The following is a 22,984-nucleotide window of genomic DNA, read 5'->3' on the forward strand; positions in this document are numbered from 1 at the left end:
ATGACCAACCAGTCGGGGACCTCGCAGACCGGCGAACGGCGCCTGGCCGTCCTCGAAGGCGTCCTGGAACGCATCACGTACGCCAACGAGGAGAACGGCTACACGGTCGCCCGGGTCGACACGGGCAGAGGCGGCGGAGACCTGCTGACCGTCGTCGGTGCGCTGCTCGGTGCGCAGGTCGGCGAATCTCTCCGCATGGAGGGGCGCTGGGGGTCCCACCCCCAGTACGGCAAGCAGTTCCACGTGGAGAACTACACCACCGTGCTGCCGGCCACGGTCCAGGGCATTCGCCGTTATCTCGGTTCCGGCCTGGTCAAGGGCATCGGCCCGGTCTTCGCGGACCGCATCACCCAGCACTTCGGGCTCGACACCCTGAAGATCATCGAGGAGGAGCCCGAGCGGCTCATCGAGGTGCCCGGGCTCGGGCCGAAGCGGACGAAGAAGATCGCCGACGCCTGGGAGGAACAGAAGGCGATCAAGGAGGTGATGCTGTTCCTCCAGACCGTCGAGGTCTCCACCTCGATCGCCGTGCGGATCTACAAGAAGTACGGGGACGCGTCCATCTCCGTCGTCAAGAACCAGCCGTACCGCCTCGCGGCCGACGTCTGGGGCATCGGCTTCCTCACCGCCGACAAGATCGCCCGGTCGGTCGGGATTCCGCACGACAGCCCGGACCGGGTCAAGGCGGGGCTTCAGTACGCGCTCTCCCAGTCCGCCGACCAGGGGCACTGCTATCTCCCCGAGGAGCGGCTCATCGCCGACGCCGTCAAGCTCCTCCAGGTCGACACCGGGCTCGTCATCGAGTGCCTCGCCGAGCTGGCGACACCGCCCGAGGACGGCGGTGACCCCGGGGTCGTACGGGAAAAGGTGCCCGGCTCCGACGGCGACGCCGCCGAACCCGTCACCGCCGTCTACCTCGTCCCCTTCCACCGCGCCGAACTCTCCCTCTCCGCCCAGCTGCTGCGCCTCCTGCGCACCGGCGAGGACCGGATGCCGGGCTTCCGGGACGTCGACTGGGGCAAGGCCCTGGACTGGCTCAAGGGCCGTACCGGCGCCGACCTGGCCCCCGAGCAGGAGGCGGCCGTCAGGCTGGCACTGACGGAGAAGGTCGCCGTGCTCACCGGAGGGCCCGGCTGCGGCAAGTCCTTCACCGTGCGGTCCATCGTCGAGCTGGCCCGCGCCAAGCGGGCCAAGGTGGTCCTCGCCGCGCCGACCGGCCGGGCCGCCAAGCGGCTCGCCGAGCTGACGGGGGCCGAGGCGTCCACCGTCCACCGCCTGCTGGAACTCAAGCCCGGCGGTGACGCGGCCTACGACAAGGACCGCCCGCTGGACGCGGACCTGGTCGTCGTCGACGAGGCGTCCATGCTCGATCTCCTCCTCGCCAACAAGCTGGTCAAGGCGGTGCCGCCGGGCGCCCATCTCCTCTTCGTCGGCGACGTGGACCAGCTCCCCAGCGTCGGCGCGGGCGAGGTCCTGCGCGATCTGCTCGCCGACGGCGGCCCGGTCCCGGCCGTGCGCCTCACCCGTGTCTTCCGGCAGGCCCAGCAGTCCGGTGTCGTCACCAACGCGCACCGGATCAACGCGGGGCGGCATCCGCTCACCGAGGGGCTGAAGGACTTCTTCCTCTTCGTCGAGGACGACACGGAGGAGGCGGGGCGGCTCACCGTCGATGTCGCGGCCCGCCGGATCCCGGCCAGGTTCGGGCTCGATCCGCGCAGGGACGTGCAGGTGCTGGCGCCGATGCACCGGGGACCGGCCGGGGCGGGCACCCTCAACGGGCTCCTCCAGCAGGCCATCACCCCGGGCCGGCCGGACCTGCCCGAGAAGCGGTTCGGCGGACGCGTTTTCCGGGTCGGCGACAAGGTCACTCAGATCCGTAACAATTATGACAAAGGGAAGAACGGCGTCTTCAACGGCACCGTGGGCGTGGTCACCTCGCTCGATCCGGTCGACCAGCGCCTGACGGTGCTGACGGACGAGGACGAGGAGGTGCCGTACGACTTCGACGAGCTGGACGAACTGGCGCACGCCTACGCGGTCACGATCCACCGGTCGCAGGGCAGTGAGTACCCGGCCGTGGTGATCCCGGTCACCACCGGCGCGTGGATGATGCTCCAGCGCAATCTGCTCTACACGGCCGTCACCCGGGCGAAGAAGCTGGTCGTCCTCGTCGGGTCGCGCAAGGCGATCGGCCAGGCGGTGCGCACGGTGTCGGCCGGACGGCGGTGCACGGCGCTCGACTTCCGGCTCTCCGGCGGACCGTCGGCGGCGTGAGATGGGGCATCCGGGGACGCTGTCCGTGAGCCGGGCAGAAAAATGATCGATCAAACGAGTCGCAAACGTCACACAGCCCTTCCGGATGCGGGATCAAGGGGGCAGGATGAGCAAGTTGGAGGCACTGAGTGCCGCCAATAAGCCCAATGGTCGACCCCGAGTGCACTCTCCTGAGCCAAATGGGGGATGGTAGAGACAGTCAGGGCACCTCGAAGATGAGGCACTACGTCGGTGAGGGAAGACGTGAGCGACAACTCTGTAGTACTGCGGTACGACGGTAACGAGTACACCTACCCGGTGATCGACAGCACCGTCGGGGACAAGGGCTTCGACATCGGCAAGCTCCGCGCCCAGACCGGTCTCGTGACCCTGGACAGCGGCTACGGCAACACCGCCGCCTATAAATCCGCCATCACCTACCTCGACGGCGAGCAGGGCATCCTCCGGTACCGCGGCTACCCGATCGAGCAGCTGGCCGAGCGCTCCACCTTCCTGGAGGTCGCCTACCTGCTGATCAACGGTGAGCTGCCGACCGTCGACGAGCTGTCCGCCTTCAAGGACGAGATCACCCGGCACACCCTGCTGCACGAGGACGTCAAGAACTTCTACCGGGGCTTCCCGCGGGACGCGCACCCGATGGCGATGCTGTCCTCGGTGGTCTCCGCGCTGTCCACGTTCTACCAGGACAGCCACAACCCGTTCGACGAGCAGCAGCGCAACCTCTCCACGATCCGTCTGCTGGCCAAGCTCCCGACGATCGCGGCGTACGCGTACAAGAAGTCGGTCGGCCACCCGTTCGTCTACCCGCGCAACGACCTCGGCTATGTCGAGAACTTCCTGCGCATGACCTTCTCGGTGCCGGCGCAGGAGTACGACCTGGACCCGATCGTGGTCTCGGCGCTCGACAAGCTCCTGATCCTGCACGCCGACCACGAGCAGAACTGTTCGACCTCGACGGTCCGCCTGGTCGGCTCGTCCCAGGCGAACATGTTCGCGTCGATCTCGGCCGGCATCAACGCGCTGTGGGGCCCGCTGCACGGCGGCGCCAACCAGTCGGTGCTGGAGATGCTGGAGGGCATCCGCGACGCCGGCGGCGACGTCGACTCCTTCATCCGCAAGGTGAAGAACAAGGAGGACGGCGTCCGCCTGATGGGCTTCGGCCACCGGGTCTACAAGAACTTCGACCCGCGCGCCAAGATCATCAAGGCCGCCGCGCACGACGTGCTGTCCGCGCTCGGCAAGTCCGACGAGCTGCTGGACATCGCGCTCAAGCTGGAGGAGCACGCGCTCGCCGACGACTACTTCGTCTCGCGCAACCTCTACCCGAACGTCGACTTCTACACCGGCCTGATCTACCGGGCCATGGGCTTCCCGACCGAGATGTTCACGGTCCTGTTCGCCCTCGGCCGGCTGCCGGGCTGGATCGCCCAGTGGCACGAAATGATCAAGGAGCCGGGTTCCCGTATCGGCCGCCCGCGCCAGATCTACACCGGCGTGGTCGAGCGCGACTTCGTCCCGGTCGAGGCGCGCTGAACCGCCACTTCCGAGGGGCGCTGAGCGGATCTCGGCGCCCCTGCCCCGTGCGTACCACCCCCGCGCACGGCGTGACGCGCGCATAGCGAAAGGCGCCCTGGTGCGTCGGTCCCCCCACGGGCCGACGACCAGGGCGCCTTCCCATGTCCCGGTGCGGATTCCCCCCACGGGATCCGGCCGGGCGCCTGTGAGACAGCGCCTGAATCGCTGTGTGAGCACAATGAGCAAAACTCACCGTGCTCGGGTCGTACCTCTTCGCCTTGTGATGCCGTCGGCTGCGGTCTGCCGGGACAGCGCACGCTGGGATGGCCGCTCAAAGCTTCCCGGTGTACGTGCCCCGGCAACGCTCCCCCAAGCTCTCAACTGCGTTCGAGCACGGAGGTACCCCCACCCGGGGAAGTCCCCCAAGACATCCCCAGACGCCAGCCGGCGCCCCCCAAGACGCCTTCTGACATCGCCAACTTAGACCTTCGAATCCCTTCGATGGTTACGTTCACATCACTGTGATCTGCGTCTCTTGCATATGTCCTGTTAGATGCGTAAGAGGCCGATACGTCGAACGGGGCTCAAGCGTAAGGATGATGCGCGAGCCTTGTGAAGAGCTTATGTGAGGCTTGCGCCGGATTGAAGAGGGGTCTCGCGGAAGGTCCGCAGCCGCAAGCTGTTCGTGACCACGAAGACCGAGGAGAAGGCCATCGCCGCGCCCGCGATCATCGGATTCAGCAGCCCCGCCGCGGCCAGCGGCAACGCGGCCACGTTGTAGCCGAACGCCCAGACGAGATTGCCCTTGATGGTGGCGAGGGTGCGCCGGGAGAGCCGGATCGCGTCCGCCGCGACCCGCAGATCCCCGCGGACCAGCGTCAGATCGCCCGCCTCGATCGCCGCGTCCGTCCCGGTCCCCAGCGCGAGCCCCAGATCGGCGGTGGCGAGCGCGGCGGCGTCGTTGACGCCGTCGCCGACCATCGCGACCGTACGGCCCTCGTCCTGGAGCCGCCTGACGACCGCCACCTTCTCCTCGGGCAGCACCTCGGCGATCACCTCGTCGATGCCGACCTCCCCGGCCACGGCCTCGGCGACCCTCCGGTTGTCACCGGTCAGCAGCACCGGCCGGAGCCCCAGGGCGCGCAGCTCGCGCACCGCTTCGGCGCTGGTCTCCTTCACCGCGTCGGCGACCGCGAGCACCCCGTGCGCGGCCCCGTCCCAGCCGACCACGACGGCCGTCCGGCCGGCGCTCTCGGCCCGCTCACGGGCGTCCGCCAGCTCCGGGGGCAGGGCTCCGTCGAAGAGCCGCCCCACCGTCACCTCATGGCCCTCCACGCGCCCGCGTACGCCCCTCCCCGGCACGTTCTCGAACCCCTCGGCCACCGGCAGCTCCCCGGCCCGCTCGGCGGCGCCCGCGGCCACCGCGCGGGCGACGGGGTGCTCGGAGGCGTGCTCCAGGGCGCCCGCGAGCCGCAGTACCTGCTTCTCGTCGGCGCCCTCGGCGACATGGACTTCCTGGAGGGTCATCCGGCCGGTGGTCACGGTGCCGGTCTTGTCCAGGACGACGGTGTCGACGCGGCGGGTGGCCTCCAGCACCTCGGGGCCCTTGATGAGGATGCCGAGCTGGGCGCCGCGCCCGGTGCCCACCAGCAGCGCGGTGGGCGTGGCCAGGCCGAGCGCGCAGGGGCAGGCGATGATCAGCACGGCCACGGCGGCGGTGAACGCGGCGACCGTGTCCCCGGTGGCGCCGAGCCAGCCGCCGAAGGTGGCGGCGGCGATCAGCAGCACCACGGGCACGAAGACCGCGGCGACCCGGTCGGCGAGCCGCTGCACCTCGGCCTTGCCGTTCTGCGCGTCCTCGACCAGCTTGGCCATCCGGGCGAGCCGGGTGTCGGCGCCGATCCGGGTGGCCTCGACGACCAGGCGGCCGGCGGCGTTCACGGTGGCGCCGGTGACGGCGTCCCCGACGGTCACGTCCACCGGCACGGACTCGCCGGTCAGCATGGAGGCGTCCACGGCGGAGGTGCCCTCGACCACGGTGCCGTCGGTGGCGATCTTCTCGCCGGGCCGGACGACGAACCGGTCACCCACCGCCAGCCGCCCGACCGGGATGCGCACCTCGCGTCCCCCGCGCAGCACCGCCACGTCCTTCGCGCCCAGCTCCATCAGGGCCCGCAGCGCGGCCCCGGCGCGGCGCTTGGCGCGGGCCTCCAGGTAGCGGCCGAGGAGCAGGAACGCGGTGACCCCCGCGGCGACCTCCAGATAGATCGTGGCGGTGCCGTCGGTGCGGGAGACGGTGAGGTCGAAGCCGTGCCGCATGCCGGGCATGCCCGCGTCGCCGAGGAACAGCGCCCACAGGGACCAGCCGAACGCGGCGAGGGTGCCGACCGAGACGAGGGTGTCCATGGTGGAGGCGGCGTGCCGGGCGTTGGTCCAGGCGGCCTTGTGGAAGGGCAGGCCGCCCCAGACGACGGCGGGCGCGGCGAGGGTCAGCGAGAGCCACTGCCAGTTGTCGAACTGGAGGGCGGGGATCATCGCGAGCAGCACGACGGGCACGGCGAGCAGCGCGGAGACGACGAGCCGCTGCCGCAGCGCCGACAGCTCCGGGTCCGCCGCCGGGCCGTCCGGCCCCATGTCCTCGGGGTCCGGGGCGGGGGGCGCGGGTTCCTCCGCGGTGTAGCCGGTCTTCACGACGGTGGCGATCAGGTCGGCGACCTCGGTCCCGGCGGGGTAGGTGACCCTGGCCTTCTCCGTCGCGAAGTTCACCGTGGCGGTGACCCCGTCCATGCGGTTGAGCTTCTTCTCGACGCGGGCGGCGCAGGCGGCGCAGGTCATGCCGCCGATCAGCAGCTCGACCTGGGACGTCGGCGGTGCGTCCATGGGAGTGTCCGCGGGGGTGTCCGTGGGGGTGTCTGTGGTGGTCATGTCCGGGCTCCAGACGACGGACCGGACCGTACCCGACCAGTGTGCTCGGTCGGTACGGCCCGGTGTCGAGGGCGGGTGGGTCAGGCGCGGCCGGCCAGCTCGTAACCGGCCTCGTCGACGGCGGCGCGCACGGCTTCCTCGTCCAGCGGCGCCTCGGAGACGACGGTGACCTCGCCGGTGGCGGCGACGGCCCGCACGGACGTCACGCCGGGAAGCTGGGTGAGTTCGGCGGAGACGGAGCCCTCGCAGTGGCCGCAGCTCATCCCGGTCACCTTGTAGACGGTGGTGACGGAACCCTGGGTGTCGGTCTGGGCGCTCATGTCGTTACTCCTCGTCGAGGCGTATGGGGTTGCGGTGGCCCACGGGGGCTCACTTCCCTCACTGTATACCCCTAGGGGGTATGAAGCCAAATGGGTCGGCGTCGGCCGGGCGGATACCGTTCCCCACGTCGGAGCGGAGCGCCGCGGAAGGCGAGGGGCGTATGCGGGCGGTGGTGTTCGAACGGTTCGGGGAGCCGGCCGAGGTGCGGGAGGTGGCGGACCCGCGGCCCGCCGGGCACGGTGTGGTGGTGCGCGTCGAGGCCACCGGGCTGTGCCGCAGCGACTGGCACGGCTGGCAGGGGCACGACCCGGACATCGCCCTCCCGCACGTGCCCGGCCATGAACTCGCCGGAGTCGTCGAGGCGGCCGGCGCCCGGGTGACCCGGTGGCGGCCCGGCGACCGGGTCACCGTGCCGTTCGTCTGCGCCTGCGGCGGCTGCCCGGCGTGCGCGGCGGGCGACCAGCAGGTGTGCGAGCGGCAGACCCAGCCCGGCTTCACCCACTGGGGGTCCTTCGCCCAGTACGTGGCGCTGGACCACGCCGATGTGAACCTGGTCGCCGTGCCCGAGGGAATGTCCTTCGCCACGGCGGCCTCGCTGGGCTGCCGGTTCGCCACCGCGTTCCGGGCGGTGGTGCAGCAGGGCCGGGTGACGGCGGGGGAGTGGGTCGCGGTGCACGGGTGCGGCGGCGTCGGGCTGTCCGCGGTGATGATCGCGGCGGCGGCCGGGGCGCGCGTGGTCGCGGTGGACATATCGCCGCGGGCCCTCGGCCTGGCCCGCGCCTTCGGCGCCGCGGAGTGCGTGGACGGGACACGGGTGCCGGACACCGCCGACGCGGTCCGGGAACTGACCGGCGGGGGCGCCCATCTCTCCCTGGACGCCCTCGGCTCGCCCGCCACCTGCGCGGCCTCCGTGAACGGCCTGCGCCGCCGCGGCCGGCACGTCCAGGTCGGCCTGCTGCCCTCGCCCGACGGCACCACGCCCGTGCCCCTGGCCCGCGCGGTAGCCCTGGAGCTGGAACTTCTCGGCAGCCACGGCATGGCCGCGCACACCTACCCGCCGATGCTGGAGCTGGTCCGCGCCGGCGCCCTGCGCCCCGACCTGCTGGTGACCTCGACGATCCCGCTGGCCGCCGCCCCGGCCGCCCTCGCCGCGCTGGGCACGGCACCGGGGGCCGGGGTGACGGTCATCGAGCCGTGGAGCCGAGCGCGGCCCGCCCGCGGTCTCGCATCGCCATGAGCACCTGGCGGGAGCCGTACCACGCGCGCACCCGCTCCGGGGTGAGGCCGGTGGACGGACCGAAGGTGTACCGGACGGCCTCGGGTCGCCGATGATCTCCCGCATCGCGGCGGCGTCGTGCTCGGTGAACGGCCGCAGCGCGACTCGCTCGCCGGTGAGGACGGGCTTCCCGGATAAGTCCATGGACGGCACCGTGTCCCACGGCGAGGTGGGCACGGAGTCTTTTCCGGTGGCGGGGGTCAGTCCCGTCTGCGCCCCCGGTTGCGGGGCCGGGAGGCGACCCAGGCGCGGATGGTGTCCGCGTACCAGTACGGCTTGCCGCTCTCGACGTGGTCGGGCGGGGGCAGCAGGCCGTGCTTGCGGTAGGAGCGGACGGTGTCGGGCTGGACACGGATGTGCGCCGCGATGTCCTTGTAGGACCAGAGCCTTCGGTCGGTCATGTGGTGCACCTCCCCGCGCGCGCCGCGGCGGCGGCCGGGGGAGCCGTCGAGGGAGCCGGGCGCTGCGCTGGCGATCACTGAGCCTGTGCCCCCTCAACGACGCACGGTGACCGCTCGTGAGCGGTCGTTGACCGGACGTGACAGGTGCGTCACATGCATGGGACATCTGTGACGCAAGGGTGGTGTTTGTGACGAACGCGTGGCAAAAGGTCCTCCCGCTCCCACTCACCCGGCCGGGCGATATCCGGTCGGTCTAGTCCGAATGTCTGGACAAACTATTGACAGGGTCGTCCGCCCGCGACTACAAACCCTCACAGAGCCGCGAAGGCGCGACGCGAAGGGATCTCGATGGCGTACGACCTGATCACCATGGGGCGCATCGGCGTGGACCTCTATCCGCTCCAGACCGGCGTCCCGCTCCCGCAGGTGTCGTCCTTCGGCAAGTTCCTCGGCGGATCGGCCGCCAACGTGGCGGTCGCCGCGGCCCGCCTCGGCCGCCGCACGGCGGTGATCACCCGCACCGGCGACGATCCCTTCGGCACCTATCTCCACCAGGCGCTGCGCGACTTCGGCGTGGACGACCGCTGGGTCACCGCCGTGCCCGGACTGCCCACCCCGGTCACCTTCTGCGAGGTGTTCCCGCCGGACGACTTCCCGCTCTACTTCTACCGCCGGCCCAAGGCCCCCGATCTGGAGATCGACGCCCACGAACTCGACCTCGACGCCCTCCGCGAGGCCCGGATCCTCTGGGTGACCGGCACCGGCCTGAGCGAGGAGCCCAGCCGTACGGCGACCCTGGCGGCCCTCGCCCACCGCGCCAAGGCGGCCGCCACCGTCTTCGACCTGGACTGGCGTCCCATGTTCTGGCAGGACCCGGAGGCCGCCCGCCCGTTCTACGCCGAGGCCCTGAAACACACCACCGTCGCCGTCGGCAACCTCGACGAGGTGGAGGTCGCCACCGGCGTCCGCGAACCGCACGCCGCCGCCCGCGCCCTGCTGGCCGCCGGGGTCCGGCTGGCCGTCGTCAAACAGGGGCCCAAGGGCGTCCTCGCCGTAGACGCCGAGGGCGGATCGGCCGAGGTCCCGCCCCTCCCCGTGAACGTACTCAACGGCCTCGGCGCCGGGGACGCCTTCGGCGGCGCCCTCTGCCACGGGCTGCTCGCCGGCTGGGACCTGGAGCGGATCATGCGGTACGCCAACGCCGCCGGCGCGATCGTCGCCTCCCGCCTGGAGTGCTCCTCCGCGATGCCCACCCTGGACGAGATCGAGGCGGCACTGAGCGCGGGAGCGGTGCTGTGAGGGCGGGCCGGGTGAACGCGCACCACGAGAGCGGCGGGGCGACGGGCGGCGGCACACCCCCGGCCGCCGGGCCGGGCATCCCCGCCGTCGACGTCGCCGAGCTGGTCCGCCTGCGCACCCACCACCCCGAGGCCGTCGCCGAGGCGGCCGCGCGCCGCACCCGCCGGCCGCTCCTCGACGACCACGGCCGCCTGATGATCGTCGCCGCCGACCATCCCGCCCGCGGCGCGCTCGGCGTCGGCGACCGGGGGCTCGCCATGGCCAACCGCGCCGACCTGCTGGGCCGCCTCTGCCTGGCGCTCGGCCGCCCCGGCGTCGACGGCGTCCTCGCCACCGCCGACATCCTCGACGACCTGCTGCTGCTCGGCGCCCTCGACGGCAAGGTGGTCATGGGCTCGATGAACCGCGGCGGCCTCCAGGGCGCCCGCTTCGAACTCGACGACCGCTTCACCGGCCACCGCCCCGAGGACATCCAGCGGCTCGGCTTCGACGCCGGGAAGCTGCTCCTGCGTATCGACTACGACGACCCGGGCTCCCTCAACACCCTGGAGTCCACCGCCCGCGCCATCGACGAGATGGCCGCCCGCCGTCTCCCGGTGTTCGTCGAGCCGTTCATCAGCCGCCGGGATCAGGACGGCCGGCTGCGCAACGATCTGTCGGCCGACGCCGTGACCCGGTCGATCGCCATCGCCTCGGGCCTGGGCGGCAGTTCGGCCTACACCTGGCTGAAGGTGCCGGTCACCGACGACCCCGACGACATGGCGCGGGTCATGGCGACCTCGACCCTCCCGGCGGTGCTGCTGGGCGGCGAGGTGGGGGACGATCAGGACGGCGCGTACGAGAAGTGGCGCGGCGCCCTGCGCCTGCCCACCGTGCGCGGGCTGGTCGTGGGCCGGTCGCTGCTGTACCCGGCGGACGGCGACGTGGCCGCCGCCGTGGACACCGCCGTAGGACTGCTGTGAGGGCCGCATGAGCGACATGCCGAATGAGCTGTACGTGCCGAAGGGCGCCGCCGCCGACGCGGACCACGCGCTCGCCATCGACCCGAAACGGGCCGGCTGGACCTACAGCGGCCTGCGGATCGTCGAACTGCCGCCCGGCGGCGAACACACCCTGCTCGCCGGGGACAGCGAGTGGATCGTGCTCCCGCTCAGCGGCGGCTGTACGGTGCGCACCGAGGACGGGACAGCCCGGGCGGAGTTCCAACTCCAGGGGCGCGACAGCGTGTTCGCGTCCGTCACCGACTTCGCCTACGTCCCCCGGGATGCCCGGACCCAGATCGCCTCCGGCGCGGGAGGCCGCTTCGCCCTGGCAGGAGCGAAGTGCGAGCGACGACTCCCCGCCCGCTACGGCCCCGCGCCGGAGGTTCCCGTCGAGCAGCGCGGCAGCGGCACCTGCGCCCGCACCGTGCGCAACTTCGCCTCCGCCGACGCGTTCGACTGCGACCGGCTGATCGCCGTGGAGGTGATCACCCCGGGCGGCAACTGGTCGTCGTATCCGCCGCACAAGCACGACGAGCACCGGCCCGGCGAGGAGGCGGAGCTGGAGGAGATCTACTACTTCGAGATCGACGGCCCGAACGGCTTCGGCTACCAGCGGGTCTTCCCCTCCCGCGCGGGCGGCGCCGACGTGCTCGCCGAGGTCCGCTCCGGCGACGCCGTCCTCGTGCCGAACGGCTGGCACGGCCCGTCCGTCGCCCAGCCCGGCCACGACATGTACTACCTGAACGTCATGGCGGGCCCGGGCGCGACCCGGGAGTGGCGGATCTGCTTCCACCCGGACCACGTAGAAAGCACAGGGGGGTACCGATGACCACGCGGCTCACCGTCGCCCAGGCGCTCGTCCGCTTCCTCGCCGCCCAGCACACCGAACGCGACGGCGAGCGGCGGCGGCTGATCGGCGCGACCTGGGGCATCTTCGGCCACGGCAACGTCGCCGGGATCGGGCAGGCGCTCGTCGAGTACGCCGACGTCATGCCGTTCCACCAGGGCCGCAACGAGCAGTCCATGGTGCACGCGGCGGTCGGCTACGCCCGCCAGTCGGGCCGCCTGTCCACACACGCGGTCACCACCTCGATCGGCCCCGGCGCCACCAACCTCGTCACCGGCGCCGCCCTCGCCACCGTCAACCGCCTGCCGGTGCTGCTCCTGCCCGGCGACGTCTTCGCCGCCCGCCCCGCCGACCCGGTGCTCCAGCAGCTCGAAGTGCCGTACGCGGGCGATGTGTCGGTCAACGACAGCCTGCGCCCGGTGTCCCGCTACTTCGACCGGATCACCCGCCCGGAAGCCCTCATCCCGGCCGCCCTCCAGGCCATGCGGGTGCTCACCGACCCCGTCGAGACCGGCGCCGTCACCCTCGCGCTGCCGCAGGACGTGCAGGCCGAGGCGTACGACTGGCCGGAGGAGTTCTTCGCCGAGCGCACCTGGGTGATCCGCCGCCCCGGCGCCGACCCGGCCGAACTCGCCGAGGCGGTCCGGGCGGTCCGTGCGGCCCGGCGCCCGCTGATCGTCGCTGGCGGCGGGGTCCACCACAGCCGCGCCGAGGCCGCCCTCGCCGAGTTCGCCGAGGCCACCGGCATCCCGGTCGCCGCCACGCAGGCGGGCAAGGGCTCCCTGCCGTACGACCATCCGCAGGACGTCGGCGGCATCGGCCACACCGGCACCGCCACCGCCGACGAGCTGGCCCGCGCCGCCGACCTGGTGATCGGCGTCGGCACCCGGTGGACCGACTTCACCACCGCCTCGAACACCCTCTTCGCGAGTGCGGACGTCCGCTTCCTCAACCTGAACATCGCCCCCTACGACGGTCACAAGATGGCCGGCCTCGCGCTGGTCGCCGACGCCCGCAGCGGCCTGACCGAGCTGACGGACGCGCTGCGGCTGCACGGCCACCGCGTCGACGACGCCTACCGGGCCGGGTACACGCGGGCCAAGGAGCGCTGGGAGCAGCGCGTCGACGCCGCCTACGCCGCCCACGACCCCGACGCCCGCCCGACCCAGACGCAGGTCCTCGGCGCCCTGGACGCCCTGGTCGACGAGCGGGACGTGATCATCAACGCGGCCGGATCGATGCCGGGTGACCTGCACAAACTCTGGCGGGCCCGGTCGTGCGACCAGTACCACCTGGAGTACGGCTACTCCTGCATGGGCTACGAGATCCCCGCCGCGATCGGCGTGAAGCTGGCCGCGCCCGACCGGCCGGTGTGGGCGCTGGTCGGCGACGGGACGTATCTGATGATGCCGACGGAGATCGTCACGGCCGTGCAGGAGGGCATCGCGATCAAGATGCTGCTCGTGCAGAACCACGGCTACGCCTCCATCGGCGGCCTGTCCGAGTCGGTCGGCGGCGAGCGGTTCGGCACCGCCTACCGTTTCCGCTCCGGCGACGGCACCTACACCGGGGCGCCGCTCCCCGTCGATCTCGCCGCCAACGCGGAGAGCCTCGGCATGCGGGTGCTGCGCGCCCGCACCCTGCGTGACCTGCGCACCGCGCTCGCGGAGGCGCGGGCCGCCGACACTCCCACATGTGTCTACGTGGAGACCGAAACGGCAGACACAGTGTCGGGCGCGCCCGAGGCGCAGGCCTGGTGGGATGTACCTGTGGCCGAGACCGCGACCCGACCGTCGGCGGTCAAGGCACGAGAGCTGTACGACCGGCACGTCTCGACCCGACGCCGCCATCTGTGAAGGAGCAACTGGGCATGACGAAGATCGTCAACCACTGGATCGGCGGGAAGACCGTCGAGGGCGCGTCGGGCACGTTCGGGCCGGTCACGGACCCGGCGACCGGCGCGGTCACCACCAAGGTCGCGTTCGCCTCCGTCGAGGAGGTGGACGCCGCGGTCGCCGCCGCGAAGGACGCCTTCACGACCTGGGGCCAGTCCTCGCTGGCCCAGCGCACGACCATCCTCTTCCGCTTCCGGGCGCTGCTGGACGCGCACCGCGACGAGATCGCCGAGCTGATCACCGCCGAGCACGGCAAGGTGCACTCCGACGCCCTCGGCGAGGTCGCCCGCGGCCTGGAGATCGTCGACCTGGCCTGCGGGATCAACGTCCAGCTCAAGGGCGAGCTGTCCACCCAGGTCGCCGGCCGGGTCGACGTGGCCGCGATCCGCCAGCCGCTGGGCGTGGTCGCCGGCATCACGCCGTTCAACTTCCCGGCGATGGTGCCGATGTGGATGTTCCCGCTGGCCATCGCGTGCGGCAACACCTTCGTGCTGAAGCCGAGCGAGAAGGACCCGTCGGCGTCCATGCGGATCGCCGAGCTGCTCGCCGAGGCGGGCCTGCCCGACGGCGTCTTCAACGTGGTGCACGGCGACAAGGTGGCCGTCGACCGCCTGCTGGAGCACCCCGACGTCAAGGCGGTCTCCTTCGTCGGCTCCACCCCGATCGCCCGCTACATCCACACCACCGCCTCCGCCAACGGCAAGCGCGTGCAGGCCCTGGGCGGCGCCAAGAACCACATGCTGGTCCTGCCCGACGCCGACCTGGACGCGGCGGCGGACGCGGCGGTCTCGGCCGCCTACGGCTCGGCCGGCGAGCGCTGCATGGCCATCTCGGCGGTCGTCGCCGTCGGCGCGATCGGCGACGAGCTGGTGGAGAAGATCCGCGAGCGCGCCGAGAAGATCAAGATCGGTCCCGGCAACGACCCGGCGTCCGAGATGGGCCCGCTGATCACCAAGGTCCACCGCGACAAGGTCGCCTCCTACGTCGAGAACGCGGCGGCCGAGGGCTGCGAGGTCGTCCTCGACGGTTCGGCGTACACCTATGAAGGCGAGGGCTTCGAGGACGGCCACTGGATCGGCATCTCGCTCCTCGACAAGGTCCCGACCAGCGCCAAGGCCTACCAGGACGAGATCTTCGGCCCGGTGCTGTGCGTGCTGCGCGTGGACACCTACGAGGAGGGCGTCGCCCTCATCAACGACTCCCCGTTCGGCAACGGCACCGCGATCTTCACCCGGGACGGCGGCGCGGCCCGCCGCTTCCAGCTGGAGATCGAGGCCGGCATGGTCGGCGTGAACGTCCCGATCCCGGTCCCCGTCGGCTACCACTCCTTCGGCGGCTGGAAGGACTCCCTCTTCGGCGACCACCACATCTACGGCAACGACGGCACGCACTTCTACACCCGCGGCAAGGTCGTCACCACCCGCTGGCCCGACCCGGCCGACGCCCCGGCAGGCGTCGACCTGGGCTTCCCGCGCAACCACTGAGCCGGCCCGGACGCCCCCGGTCCGCCGAGCGACACGGCGGACCGGGGCGCCGGCGGCTCACTGACCGATCGCCGCGTCCCGCTCTTCCCCGACCTGCTCGGTGAGGTCGCCGGTCTCGGCGGCGGGCGGAGCCGTGATCTTCTCGGCCTCGGTGAGCCTGCACTTCCCGGTGTGCTCCGCGCCGACGCTGCCCCGGTAGTGGGCGACCTCGTGCGGAGTCCATGTTCCGCACGCTTCGCTCAGGTGAAGTCCCAGGTCACCACCGTGCAGCCGCCGTTTTCCCGGCCGCCCGCGCTGCGGTACGCGGTGAGTGCCACCTCGTTGTCGGTGTCGACCCCCACCCACATCCCGTAGCAGCCCCGCTCCCGCCCCAGCTCCGCCGGCCGCCGAACCAGCGCGCGTCCGACGCCCCGCCGCCGGGACGGTTCGGCCGCCCCCAGTTCGTACAGGAACATCTCGGTGCCCTTGTCGGGGTGGACGGTCTCGACGCCGCTGACGAAGCCGACGGGGACGTCGTCCTCGTACGCGAGGAACAGGTGGTGTCCGGCCGCGGCGAGGAAGCGTTCCGCCCACTCGGGACGCACGGGGTGGTCGAACAGTGGCTCGGCGGTGGCGAGTTCCGTCACCGTCGTGGCTCGGCGAATGTCCATGCGGCCGTTCGTACCACGGGCGCGGTACGCGCGGGCGGGCTCGTACTCCTCGGGGAGGGGGTGGGGCTCCGCCCACAAGCTGTCTGCCGCCGACAGGTCGGCCCCGTACCGTTGAGGCATGGATCTCCGACTGCCCGTGCTGCGGGGGCCGCTGTCACGGCGGCCGCGCCGGCTCGCCGCCGCCGCGGCCGCCGTCGTGGTGCTCGCCGGCGCCGGTACCTGGTCGGCCGTCGCCTCCGACGAGGCGCCCGCCGTGCAGCGCGCCGACCGGGTCATGGCCATGGGCGACGGGGTGCGCATCGACACCTCGTACTTCACCTCCGGCCCGGGCGGCCGTCGCCCCGCCGTGCTGCTCGGGCACGGCTTCGGAGGCAGCAAGGACGACGTACGGCAGCAGGCGGAGGACCTGGCCCGGGACGGGTACGCCGTCCTGACCTGGTCGGCGCGCGGCTTCGGGAAGTCCACGGGGAAGATCGGCCTGAACGCCCCCCAGGGCGAGGTCGCCGACGTCTCGAAGCTGATCGACTGGCTCGCCGGGCAGCCCCAGGTCCAGCTCGACAAACCAGGCGACCCGCGGGTGGGCATGTCCGGCGCCTCGTACGGTGGCGCCATCGCCCTGCTGGGCGCGGGCCACGACGACCGGGTGGACGCCATCGCCCCGGCCCTCACGTACTGGAACCTCGCCGACGCCCTGTTCCCGGACGGCGTGTTCAAGAAGCTGTGGGCGGGCATCTTCGTCAACTCCGGCGGCGGCTGCGAGAAGTTCGAGCCCGTGCTGTGCCGGATGTACGAGCGGGTCGCCGAGTCGGGCGAGCCCGGTCCCGAGGCGCAAAAGCTGCTGGAGGAGCGCTCGCCGTCGGCGGTCGGCGACCGCATCAAGGTGCCCACACTGCTGGTGCAGGGCCAGTCCGACTCCCTGTTCCCGCTCGGCCAGGCCGACCAGGCGGCGAAGGCGATCCGCGCCAACGGCGCCCCCGTCGACGTCGACTGGATCGCGGGCGGCCACGACGGCGGCGACATGGAGACGAGCCGCGTCCGGACGCGTGTGCGGACCTGGTTCGACCGCTACCTGAAGGACGACGAGAGCGTCACCACCGGATCCGGCTTCCGGGTCACCCGCACCCTCGTCGCCGGCACCGGCACCGGCGACGGCGAGCCCCGGCTGAGCGGCGCGACCGCGGACCGCTACCCGGGGCTGGGCAGCGGAATGCGCCCGGTCGCCCTGACCGGTCGCGAGCAGAGCTTCGCCAACCCGGCCGGCGCCAGCCCGCCCGGCGTCTCCTCCCTGCCCGGCCTCGGCGGCGCGGGCGGTCTCGCCCGGCTGTCCGCGCTCGGCATCGGCGTGTCCCTGGACTTCCCCGGACAGTTCGCCGCGTTCGAGTCGGCGCCCCTGCGCGACGACCTCCAGATCACCGGCTCGCCCACGGTCACGGTGCACGTGAGGTCGACCAGCGAGGACGCCGTGCTCTTCGCGAAGCTCTACGACGTCGGCCCCGGCGGCGGCCGGGCGGCGGTGCTGCCCTCCCAGCTGGTGACCCCCGTCCGGGTCGAGGGCGCCAAGGCCGGCAAGGACGTCACCCTCACCCTGCCGGCCATCGACCACGAATGGGACGACGGCCACCGCCTGCGGCTGGTCCTCGCCTCCACGGACCTCGCCTACGCCTCCCCGGCCGCCCCGGCGACGTACACGGTCTCCCTGAAGGGCGACCTCAAGGTCCCGAGCGCGCTCGGCGAGTCGAGCGCCGAGGGCACGCTGCCCGCCTGGGTGTGGTGGCTGCCGCTCGCCGGCGCGGGCACCGCGCTGGCGCTGGTGCTGACCGGCCGGCGCCGCACGGTGGCCCCCGCCCCGCCCGACCCCGCGCTGGCCGACGTCCCCCTCCAGATCACGGGCCTGACCAAGCGGTACGCCAAGTCCACCGACCGGTACGCGGTCCGGGACCTGTCCTTCCGCGTGGAGCAGGGCCAGGTGCTGGGCCTGCTCGGCCCCAACGGCGCGGGCAAGACGACGACCCTGCGCATGCTGATGGGCCTGATCCGGCCGGACGGCGGTGAGGTCCGCGTCTTCGGCCACGCCATCGGCCCCGGCGCCCCGGTGCTGTCGCGGGTCGGCGCCTTCGTCGAGGGCGCGGGCTTCCTGCCGCACCTGTCCGGCCGCGAGAACCTGGAGCTGTACTGGCGTGCCACCGGCCGCCCGCCCGGGGACGCCCACCTGGACGAGGCCCTGGAGATCGCGGGCCTCGGCGAGGCCCTGGCCCGCCCGGTGCGCACGTACTCCCAGGGCATGCGCCAGCGCCTCGCCATCGCCCAGGCCATGCTCGGCCTGCCCGACCTGCTCATCCTCGACGAACCGACCAACGGCCTGGACCCGCCCCAGATACGCGAGATGCGCGAGGTCATGATCCGGTACGCGGCCGCCGGGCGCACCGTGATCGTCTCCAGCCACCTCCTGGCGGAGGTCGAGCAGACCTGCACCCACCTGGTGGTGATGGACCACGGGCAGCTCGTCCAGGCCGGCCCGGTGGCGGAGATCGTCGGCTCCGGCGACACCCTGCTGGTCGGCACGGCCGCCCCCCTGGAGGAGGTCGTCGTCGAGAAGGTCGCCGCCCTGCCGGGCGTGGCCTCGGCCGCGCGCACCGACGAGGGTCTCCTGGTCCGGCTCGGCGCCGACGGCACCGCACAGCGCCTGGTCGCCGACCTGGTCCGGCTGGAGGTGCCCGTGGCGTCGGTCGGCCCGCACCGCCGCCTGGAGGACGCCTTCCTCACCCTGATCGGAGCCGAGGCATGAGCACGCTCACCGAGCGGACCGAGGCGGCGTCCGGCTACCGGGCGGGCCGCACCCTGCCCCTGCGGGTCGAGCTGGTCCGCCAGCTGAAGCGCCGGCGCACGCTCGTCATGGGCGGGGTCCTGTTCGCCCTGCCGCTCGTCCTGCTCGTCGCCTTCCAGATCGGCGGCGAACCGGGCGAGGGCAACGACCGGATCAACCTCATGGACGCCGCCACCGCGTCCGGGGCCAACTTCGCCGCGGTGAATCTCTTCGCCTCCGCGGGCTTCCTGCTCGTCATCCCCGTGGCGCTGTTCTGCGGTGACACCGTCGCCTCCGAGGCGGGCTGGTCGTCGCTGCGCTACCTGCTCGCCGCCCCGGTGCCGCGCGCCCGTCTGCTGTGGTCCAAGCTGGTCGTCGGGCTCGGTCTCAGCCTGGCCGCCCTCGTCCTGCTGCCTGCCGTCGCGCTCGCCGTCGGCACGGCCGCGTACGGCTGGGGCCCGCTGCAGCTGCCCACCGGCGGCACCCTGCCCACCGGCACCGCCGCGACGCGCCTGCTGATCGCCACGGCGTACATCATGGTGTCCCAACTGGTCACCGCCGCCCTGGCCTTCTGGCTGTCGACCCGGACGGACGCGCCGCTGGGCGCGGTCGGCGGCGCCGTGTTCCTGACCGTCATCGGCAGCGTGCTCGACGAGATCACGGCGCTCGGCGACTGGCGGCACTTCCTGCCCGCGCACTGGCAGTACGCCTGGCTCGACGCCGTCCAGCCGCGGTTGCAGTGGACGGACATGATCCAGGGCACGGCCCTGTCGGTGACGTACGCGCTCGTGCTGGTCGCCCTGGCGTTCCGCGGTTTCGCCCGCAAGGACGTGGTGTCCTAGCGTCCGCCGGGCCGGACGCGTGACCTGGTCACAGGGCGGGCCCAACGGCCGGCGCATCGTCGGCGACAACCACCCGTATGGCGCCGCCGCTGCCCGACCGTCCCTGAAGATCAAGCGCCACGCGATGACGGCGGCGTAAGCGGACGAGATCGAGGCGCTCAACAATGCGTCCGCCAGCCGCCGTTCGTAGAGGCTGTGCGCCCGCCCTCGACCCGCCCCGCACTCCGGCTGCTGCGCCGACGGCGTACGACAACGCGTGCGCGGGGAGCACCTGCCGCCAACGCCGGGTGATCAGCTGGACGGCGCTGAAGGTGTTGCACACCCCGGCGCGCCCGTGATCACATGCCCTCAAATGTCCAATAAAGGGACATTCAGCCTCAATCGAGGGGCGACGGTCCATGCCGGTTGCCCTCATCGACAGATGGAGGACCGATGCCTCATCTCATGTTCCGCTCGGCGGCCACCGCCCTGCTGGCTTTCGCGCCGGTCGCCGCCGCCGCGCCCGCGCAGGCCGCGTCGCAGCATGTCTTCCCCTGCGCCGTTGGCGTCCAGAACGTCAGCAACGCCACGACCAGCACGATCAGCGTCAGTGTCACATGCGCCCAGACGCGAACCGTCGATGTGCGCATCACCGCGGGCGGTACCGAGCTCATGAGTCTGCAGCAGACCGTTCAGGCCGGCGTCCAGCAGAGCGTCACCGTCACCGTGCCCCGGGTTCAGCAGGCCTGCGCCACGCTGCGGACCGACGGCGAGAGCACCACGCTCTGCACCCCCTGACGCTCTCCGGGCCGACGACGTCTCATGGGCGCGGTCGGCCCGCCGTCCATCCCGCGGCGCTGCGCCGCGACAGCCTGCAATAAAACACATATGAATCAATTAGTCACGCTCCGATTGGTGTGCCGGAAATGCAGCGGTACGTGTTTCCTGTGTTATCGTCTGTGACTGTCCGAGCACGGACCGTAATTGGCCCGAGCGCGCGAAGAAATCGGAGAAGTGATGGACAAGCTGAAGAAGGCCGCGGCCGTGGCGGTCATGGTCGGCGGCATGGCTCTCGGTGGCGGGGTCGCCCACGCCGGTGACGGCCACGACTACAAGGACGCGGGTGACGTCATCATCGGCAACCTGCAGGCTGTCGAGTGCAACCAGGAGTTCGACGGCGGCGTGGCCTTTGTGCCTGCTCAGGTGACGGTCACCGGTGACAACACCCAGGTGATCGGCAACTTCTGCACGGTGGTCGGTCCTGTCGAGGACTGATTCCGCAGCATTGTGAAGATCGGGTCTCGCGCCTTTGGTGCGAGACCCGCTTTGCGTTGGACCGGCGCGCTCACTCCCGTGGCTTTTCTTCGAATGGCTGATCGGTATTTCTGGTGGCCGGTGAGCATGCCCGGAGAGAGATGAGGCGTGCAAGCATCAATCATTACCCATATGGCGTATCGGAAAATGCCGCTTCGAGTGAGCCGTATGTTATGGTCTGTAACTGTTCGAGCACGGTCCGTAATTGGCCCGAGCGTGCGAAGAAATCGGAGAAGTGATGGACAAGCTGAAGAAGGCCGCGGCCGTGGCGGTCATGGTCGGCGGCATGGCTCTCGGTGGCGGGGTCGCTCACGCCGATGGCGGCCACGACTACAAGGACGCGGGCGACGTCATCCTCGGCAACGTGCAGATCGTGGAGTGTGACCAGGACTTCAACGGTGGCGCCCTCTTCGTGCCCGCTCAGATCACGGGCACCGGGGACAACACCCAGGTGATCGGAAACTTCTGCACGGTGGTCGGTCCTGTCGAGGACTGATTCCGCGGCATTGTGAAGATCGGGTCTCGCGCTTTCGGCGCGAGACCCGCTTCTCGTCCTGGCCGTGCCGGCTGCCCCGATCGGGGTCCGGTGCTGTTCTTCCCGTCTTTCGCAATCCTCGGTTTCCTCTGTAGTCCCGGTCCGGCGCCAATCATTACCCCATATGGCGTATCGGGGAATCCAGTATTGAGTGGACTGCGTGTTATCGTCTGTATCTGTCCGAGCACGGTCCGTAATGGATCCGGGCGCGCCAAGAAAATCGGAGAAGTGATGAAGAAGTTCCAGAAGGCCGCGGCCGTAGCGGTCATGGTGGGTGGCATGGCACTCAGTGGCGGAGTCGCTCACGCCTGTGACAAGGACAAGTCGGAGGAGAAGCCGTCCGGCATCGCCATCGACAACCTGCAGCTCGTGGAGTGCGACCAGGAGTTCAACGGCGGCCTCATCTTTGCGCCCGTTCAGGTTACGGTCATCGGGGACAACACCCAGACGATCGGCAACTTCTGCACGGTGGCCGGGCCTGTCGAGGACTGATTCCGCGGCCTCGTGAAGAATTCGGGCCTCGCGCCTCAGTGTGCGGCCCGCTCTTCTCGTAATCGCCTGTGGTCAGCCCGTGGAGATGCACATGCGCAGGTTCAGGAAAGTCATGCTGATGGCCACTGCTATCGGCAGTGCCGGTGTGACGGGCGCCGGAACAGCTCAGGCCGGCGACGCCGGTGAGGAACCGTCCGGTGCGGGCAGCGGCAACACGCAGTTCCTGAAGTGCGAACAGACATTCAACGCCTCTCTGGTTGTGGTCGACGCGCCGATCACCGCATCGGGCGTCAACGTCACGAAGATCGGCAATTTCTGCTCGCATGTGGGTCCAGGTCGCTGAGCGGCTGATCGTCCGGCGGTAGGTCCAAGGGGTGAGTCCGGCGATGTGGACGCGTCTTGAATGGGCCGGCCGAGAGATCCGTCGGTAGAGCCACCGGATTCCTCCACTCGTGTTGCGCATTCGCCCCGATATCGGCAGCGGTCATCCTCTCGATGGCCGCTGCCTCTTTTTCGCGTGGCGGGAGTGACGTGCCGGGATTGAGCCCCATCATCCGATCAGTTCACTTCACATCAGCTGCATACAGGGCCATGCGGATGAAGTTGGATGACTACTCGTCCGTAAGGGTGTCATCTGCTTGATGGTGGATTTCCTGCTGATGCAGTATCGGTTCTCATCCTTGTGCTGAAGAGACATGTGAGTTGAATCCCGCCTCGGAGGAAAGATGGCCGATGTGATCATCCTGCCGCGTTGTCCGGAGACAGGAAAAGCGTCGTTCCGTACTGAATCCGAGGCGAGGCTCTGGCTGATCAAGCAGCCACTGCTGAGGAAGATTCCAGACCGTATCTACCGATGCTCGGACTGCCGGTACTGGCACTTCACCGGATCCCATCACTGGACCAGCCAGAAGATCAAGAGGAGGCGGAACTACGGGAGGCGGGAAGCCGTCTCGGGGCACAGCCGTAAGACGAGGGGAAAGGGCTGACGAGAACCAGTCCTCACCCGTCCCGCAGTGGGCATCGGCCCGTCATGCCTGGCCCTCATCCCAGTTCCTGTCACCAGCACGCACGAGCTGGCCTTGGACCTTCCTTCGCATCCAGGGCCGGCATTTCCCCTTCAAGCAGGAAGACGACGAGAATGCGAAAAAA

General features: G+C 71.0%; 19 protein-coding genes. 15 read left to right on the forward strand and 4 right to left on the reverse strand.

What is annotated here, in order from left to right; translation table 11 throughout:
- Together VE614_RS16510 and VE614_RS16515 are read left to right on the forward strand one after the other, a co-directional pair.
- Nucleotides 1–2,274: an ATP-dependent RecD-like DNA helicase gene (locus tag VE614_RS16510; RefSeq protein ID WP_324937159.1), complete on the forward strand. Its 2,274-nt coding sequence runs from the start codon at nt 1–3 to the stop codon at nt 2,272–2,274.
- 243 nt (nt 2,275–2,517) lie between these two features.
- A complete protein-coding gene (locus tag VE614_RS16515) occupies nt 2,518–3,807 on the forward strand; it encodes a citrate synthase (RefSeq protein WP_324937161.1) in 1,290 nt (429 codons plus the stop codon).
- A 603-nt stretch (nt 3,808–4,410) separates the two neighbouring features.
- Here the strand turns inward: VE614_RS16515 and VE614_RS16520 are convergent.
- Nucleotides 4,411–6,714: a heavy metal translocating P-type ATPase gene (locus VE614_RS16520; protein WP_414719580.1), complete on the reverse strand. Its 2,304-nt coding sequence runs from the start codon at nt 6,712–6,714 to the stop codon at nt 4,411–4,413.
- Nucleotides 6,715–6,794: 80 nt separating this feature from the next.
- Nucleotides 6,795–7,034, reverse strand: a complete 240-nt coding sequence (locus VE614_RS16525; protein ID WP_324937163.1) for a heavy-metal-associated domain-containing protein — start codon at nt 7,032–7,034, stop codon at nt 6,795–6,797.
- A 161-nt stretch (nt 7,035–7,195) separates the two neighbouring features.
- Between VE614_RS16525 and VE614_RS16530 the strand changes: the two genes are divergently transcribed.
- On the forward strand, nt 7,196–8,272 hold the full coding sequence (locus tag VE614_RS16530) for a zinc-dependent alcohol dehydrogenase family protein (RefSeq protein ID WP_324937165.1): 1,077 nt from the start codon (nt 7,196–7,198) through the stop codon (nt 8,270–8,272).
- A gap of 239 nt (nt 8,273–8,511) precedes the next feature.
- On the opposite strand, the gene VE614_RS16535 is transcribed toward VE614_RS16530, so the two are convergent.
- Nucleotides 8,512–8,712 carry a helix-turn-helix transcriptional regulator gene (locus VE614_RS16535; protein WP_324937167.1) on the reverse strand — a complete coding sequence of 67 codons (201 nt, stop codon included), beginning with the start codon at nt 8,710–8,712 and terminating at the stop codon, nt 8,512–8,514.
- A 348-nt stretch (nt 8,713–9,060) separates the two neighbouring features.
- Here VE614_RS16535 and iolC point away from each other — a divergent pair, with 348 nt between their 5' ends.
- From iolC to mmsA, 5 genes are all read left to right on the forward strand, one after another.
- Nucleotides 9,061–10,011 (forward strand): 5-dehydro-2-deoxygluconokinase, encoded by a 951-nt coding sequence (gene iolC / locus VE614_RS16540; RefSeq protein WP_324937169.1) that lies wholly within the window; start codon nt 9,061–9,063, stop codon nt 10,009–10,011.
- 77 nt (nt 10,012–10,088) lie between these two features.
- The gene (locus tag VE614_RS16545; protein WP_324937377.1) at nt 10,089–10,973 is read left to right on the forward strand and encodes a Cgl0159 family (beta/alpha)8-fold protein; all 885 of its coding nucleotides are present in this window, start codon (nt 10,089–10,091) and stop codon (nt 10,971–10,973) included.
- Between the two features lie 16 nt (nt 10,974–10,989).
- On the forward strand, nt 10,990–11,823 hold the full coding sequence (gene iolB / locus VE614_RS16550) for a 5-deoxy-glucuronate isomerase (protein ID WP_324937378.1): 834 nt from the start codon (nt 10,990–10,992) through the stop codon (nt 11,821–11,823).
- Nucleotides 11,820–13,697, forward strand: coding sequence for a 3D-(3,5/4)-trihydroxycyclohexane-1,2-dione acylhydrolase (decyclizing) (iolD, locus tag VE614_RS16555; RefSeq protein WP_324937172.1), 1,878 nt, complete (start codon nt 11,820–11,822; stop codon nt 13,695–13,697). The genes iolB and iolD overlap by 4 nt, the downstream gene beginning before the upstream one ends.
- Nucleotides 13,698–13,711: 14 nt before the next feature.
- The gene (gene mmsA, locus VE614_RS16560) at nt 13,712–15,220 is read left to right on the forward strand and encodes a CoA-acylating methylmalonate-semialdehyde dehydrogenase (protein ID WP_324937174.1); all 1,509 of its coding nucleotides are present in this window, start codon (nt 13,712–13,714) and stop codon (nt 15,218–15,220) included.
- A gap of 239 nt (nt 15,221–15,459) precedes the next feature.
- Here mmsA and VE614_RS16565 read toward each other — a convergent pair whose 3' ends face one another.
- A complete protein-coding gene (locus VE614_RS16565) occupies nt 15,460–15,870 on the reverse strand; it encodes a GNAT family N-acetyltransferase (RefSeq protein ID WP_324937176.1) in 411 nt (136 codons plus the stop codon).
- A 118-nt stretch (nt 15,871–15,988) separates the two neighbouring features.
- Here VE614_RS16565 and VE614_RS16570 point away from each other — a divergent pair, with 118 nt between their 5' ends.
- The 7 genes from VE614_RS16570 (at nt 15,989) to VE614_RS16600 (ending at nt 22,178) form a co-directional block, all read left to right on the forward strand.
- Nucleotides 15,989–18,655 (forward strand): CocE/NonD family hydrolase, encoded by a 2,667-nt coding sequence (locus VE614_RS16570; protein ID WP_324937178.1) that lies wholly within the window; start codon nt 15,989–15,991, stop codon nt 18,653–18,655.
- Entirely contained in the window at nt 18,652–19,515 is an 864-nt protein-coding gene (locus tag VE614_RS16575) for an ABC transporter permease (protein WP_324937180.1), read from the forward strand. Before VE614_RS16570 ends, VE614_RS16575 begins: the two co-directional genes overlap by 4 nt.
- 432 nt (nt 19,516–19,947) lie before the next feature.
- Nucleotides 19,948–20,292: a hypothetical protein gene (locus VE614_RS16580; RefSeq protein ID WP_324937181.1), complete on the forward strand. Its 345-nt coding sequence runs from the start codon at nt 19,948–19,950 to the stop codon at nt 20,290–20,292.
- A gap of 219 nt (nt 20,293–20,511) precedes the next feature.
- Nucleotides 20,512–20,769 carry a hypothetical protein gene (locus VE614_RS16585; protein ID WP_324937183.1) on the forward strand — a complete coding sequence of 86 codons (258 nt, stop codon included), beginning with the start codon at nt 20,512–20,514 and terminating at the stop codon, nt 20,767–20,769.
- A gap of 277 nt (nt 20,770–21,046) precedes the next feature.
- The gene (locus VE614_RS16590; RefSeq protein ID WP_324937185.1) at nt 21,047–21,304 is read left to right on the forward strand and encodes a hypothetical protein; all 258 of its coding nucleotides are present in this window, start codon (nt 21,047–21,049) and stop codon (nt 21,302–21,304) included.
- Between the two features lie 270 nt (nt 21,305–21,574).
- Entirely contained in the window at nt 21,575–21,835 is a 261-nt protein-coding gene (locus VE614_RS16595; protein ID WP_324937380.1) for a hypothetical protein, read from the forward strand.
- 112 nt (nt 21,836–21,947) lie between these two features.
- Entirely contained in the window at nt 21,948–22,178 is a 231-nt protein-coding gene (locus tag VE614_RS16600; protein ID WP_324937187.1) for a hypothetical protein, read from the forward strand.
- Nucleotides 22,179–22,984 lie beyond the last annotated feature (806 nt).

It is taken from the genome of Streptomyces sp., assembly GCF_035645055.1.
GTDB lineage: Bacteria > Actinomycetota > Actinomycetes > Streptomycetales > Streptomycetaceae > Streptomyces.

Coding starts and splice junctions, on each gene's coding strand:
- iolB (WP_324937378.1), top strand. CDS start 10,990: ATGCCGAATGAGCTGTACGTGCCGAAGGGCGCCGCCGCCGACGCGGAC.
- VE614_RS16535 (WP_324937167.1), bottom strand. CDS start 8,712: ATGACCGACCGAAGGCTCTGGTCCTACAAGGACATCGCGGCGCACATC.
- VE614_RS16600 (WP_324937187.1), top strand. CDS start 21,948: ATGCTGATGGCCACTGCTATCGGCAGTGCCGGTGTGACGGGCGCCGGA.
- iolC (WP_324937169.1), top strand. CDS start 9,061: ATGGCGTACGACCTGATCACCATGGGGCGCATCGGCGTGGACCTCTAT.
- mmsA (WP_324937174.1), top strand. CDS start 13,712: ATGACGAAGATCGTCAACCACTGGATCGGCGGGAAGACCGTCGAGGGC.
- VE614_RS16570 (WP_324937178.1), top strand. CDS start 15,989: ATGGATCTCCGACTGCCCGTGCTGCGGGGGCCGCTGTCACGGCGGCCG.
- VE614_RS16520 (WP_414719580.1), bottom strand. CDS start 6,714: ATGACCACCACAGACACCCCCACGGACACCCCCGCGGACACTCCCATG.
- VE614_RS16530 (WP_324937165.1), top strand. CDS start 7,196: ATGCGGGCGGTGGTGTTCGAACGGTTCGGGGAGCCGGCCGAGGTGCGG.
- VE614_RS16590 (WP_324937185.1), top strand. CDS start 21,047: ATGGACAAGCTGAAGAAGGCCGCGGCCGTGGCGGTCATGGTCGGCGGC.
- iolD (WP_324937172.1), top strand. CDS start 11,820: ATGACCACGCGGCTCACCGTCGCCCAGGCGCTCGTCCGCTTCCTCGCC.
- VE614_RS16575 (WP_324937180.1), top strand. CDS start 18,652: ATGAGCACGCTCACCGAGCGGACCGAGGCGGCGTCCGGCTACCGGGCG.
- VE614_RS16565 (WP_324937176.1), bottom strand. CDS start 15,870: ATGGACATTCGCCGAGCCACGACGGTGACGGAACTCGCCACCGCCGAG.
- VE614_RS16580 (WP_324937181.1), top strand. CDS start 19,948: ATGCCTCATCTCATGTTCCGCTCGGCGGCCACCGCCCTGCTGGCTTTC.
- VE614_RS16510 (WP_324937159.1), top strand. CDS start 1: ATGACCAACCAGTCGGGGACCTCGCAGACCGGCGAACGGCGCCTGGCC.
- VE614_RS16585 (WP_324937183.1), top strand. CDS start 20,512: ATGGACAAGCTGAAGAAGGCCGCGGCCGTGGCGGTCATGGTCGGCGGC.
- VE614_RS16525 (WP_324937163.1), bottom strand. CDS start 7,034: ATGAGCGCCCAGACCGACACCCAGGGTTCCGTCACCACCGTCTACAAG.
- VE614_RS16595 (WP_324937380.1), top strand. CDS start 21,575: ATGAAGAAGTTCCAGAAGGCCGCGGCCGTAGCGGTCATGGTGGGTGGC.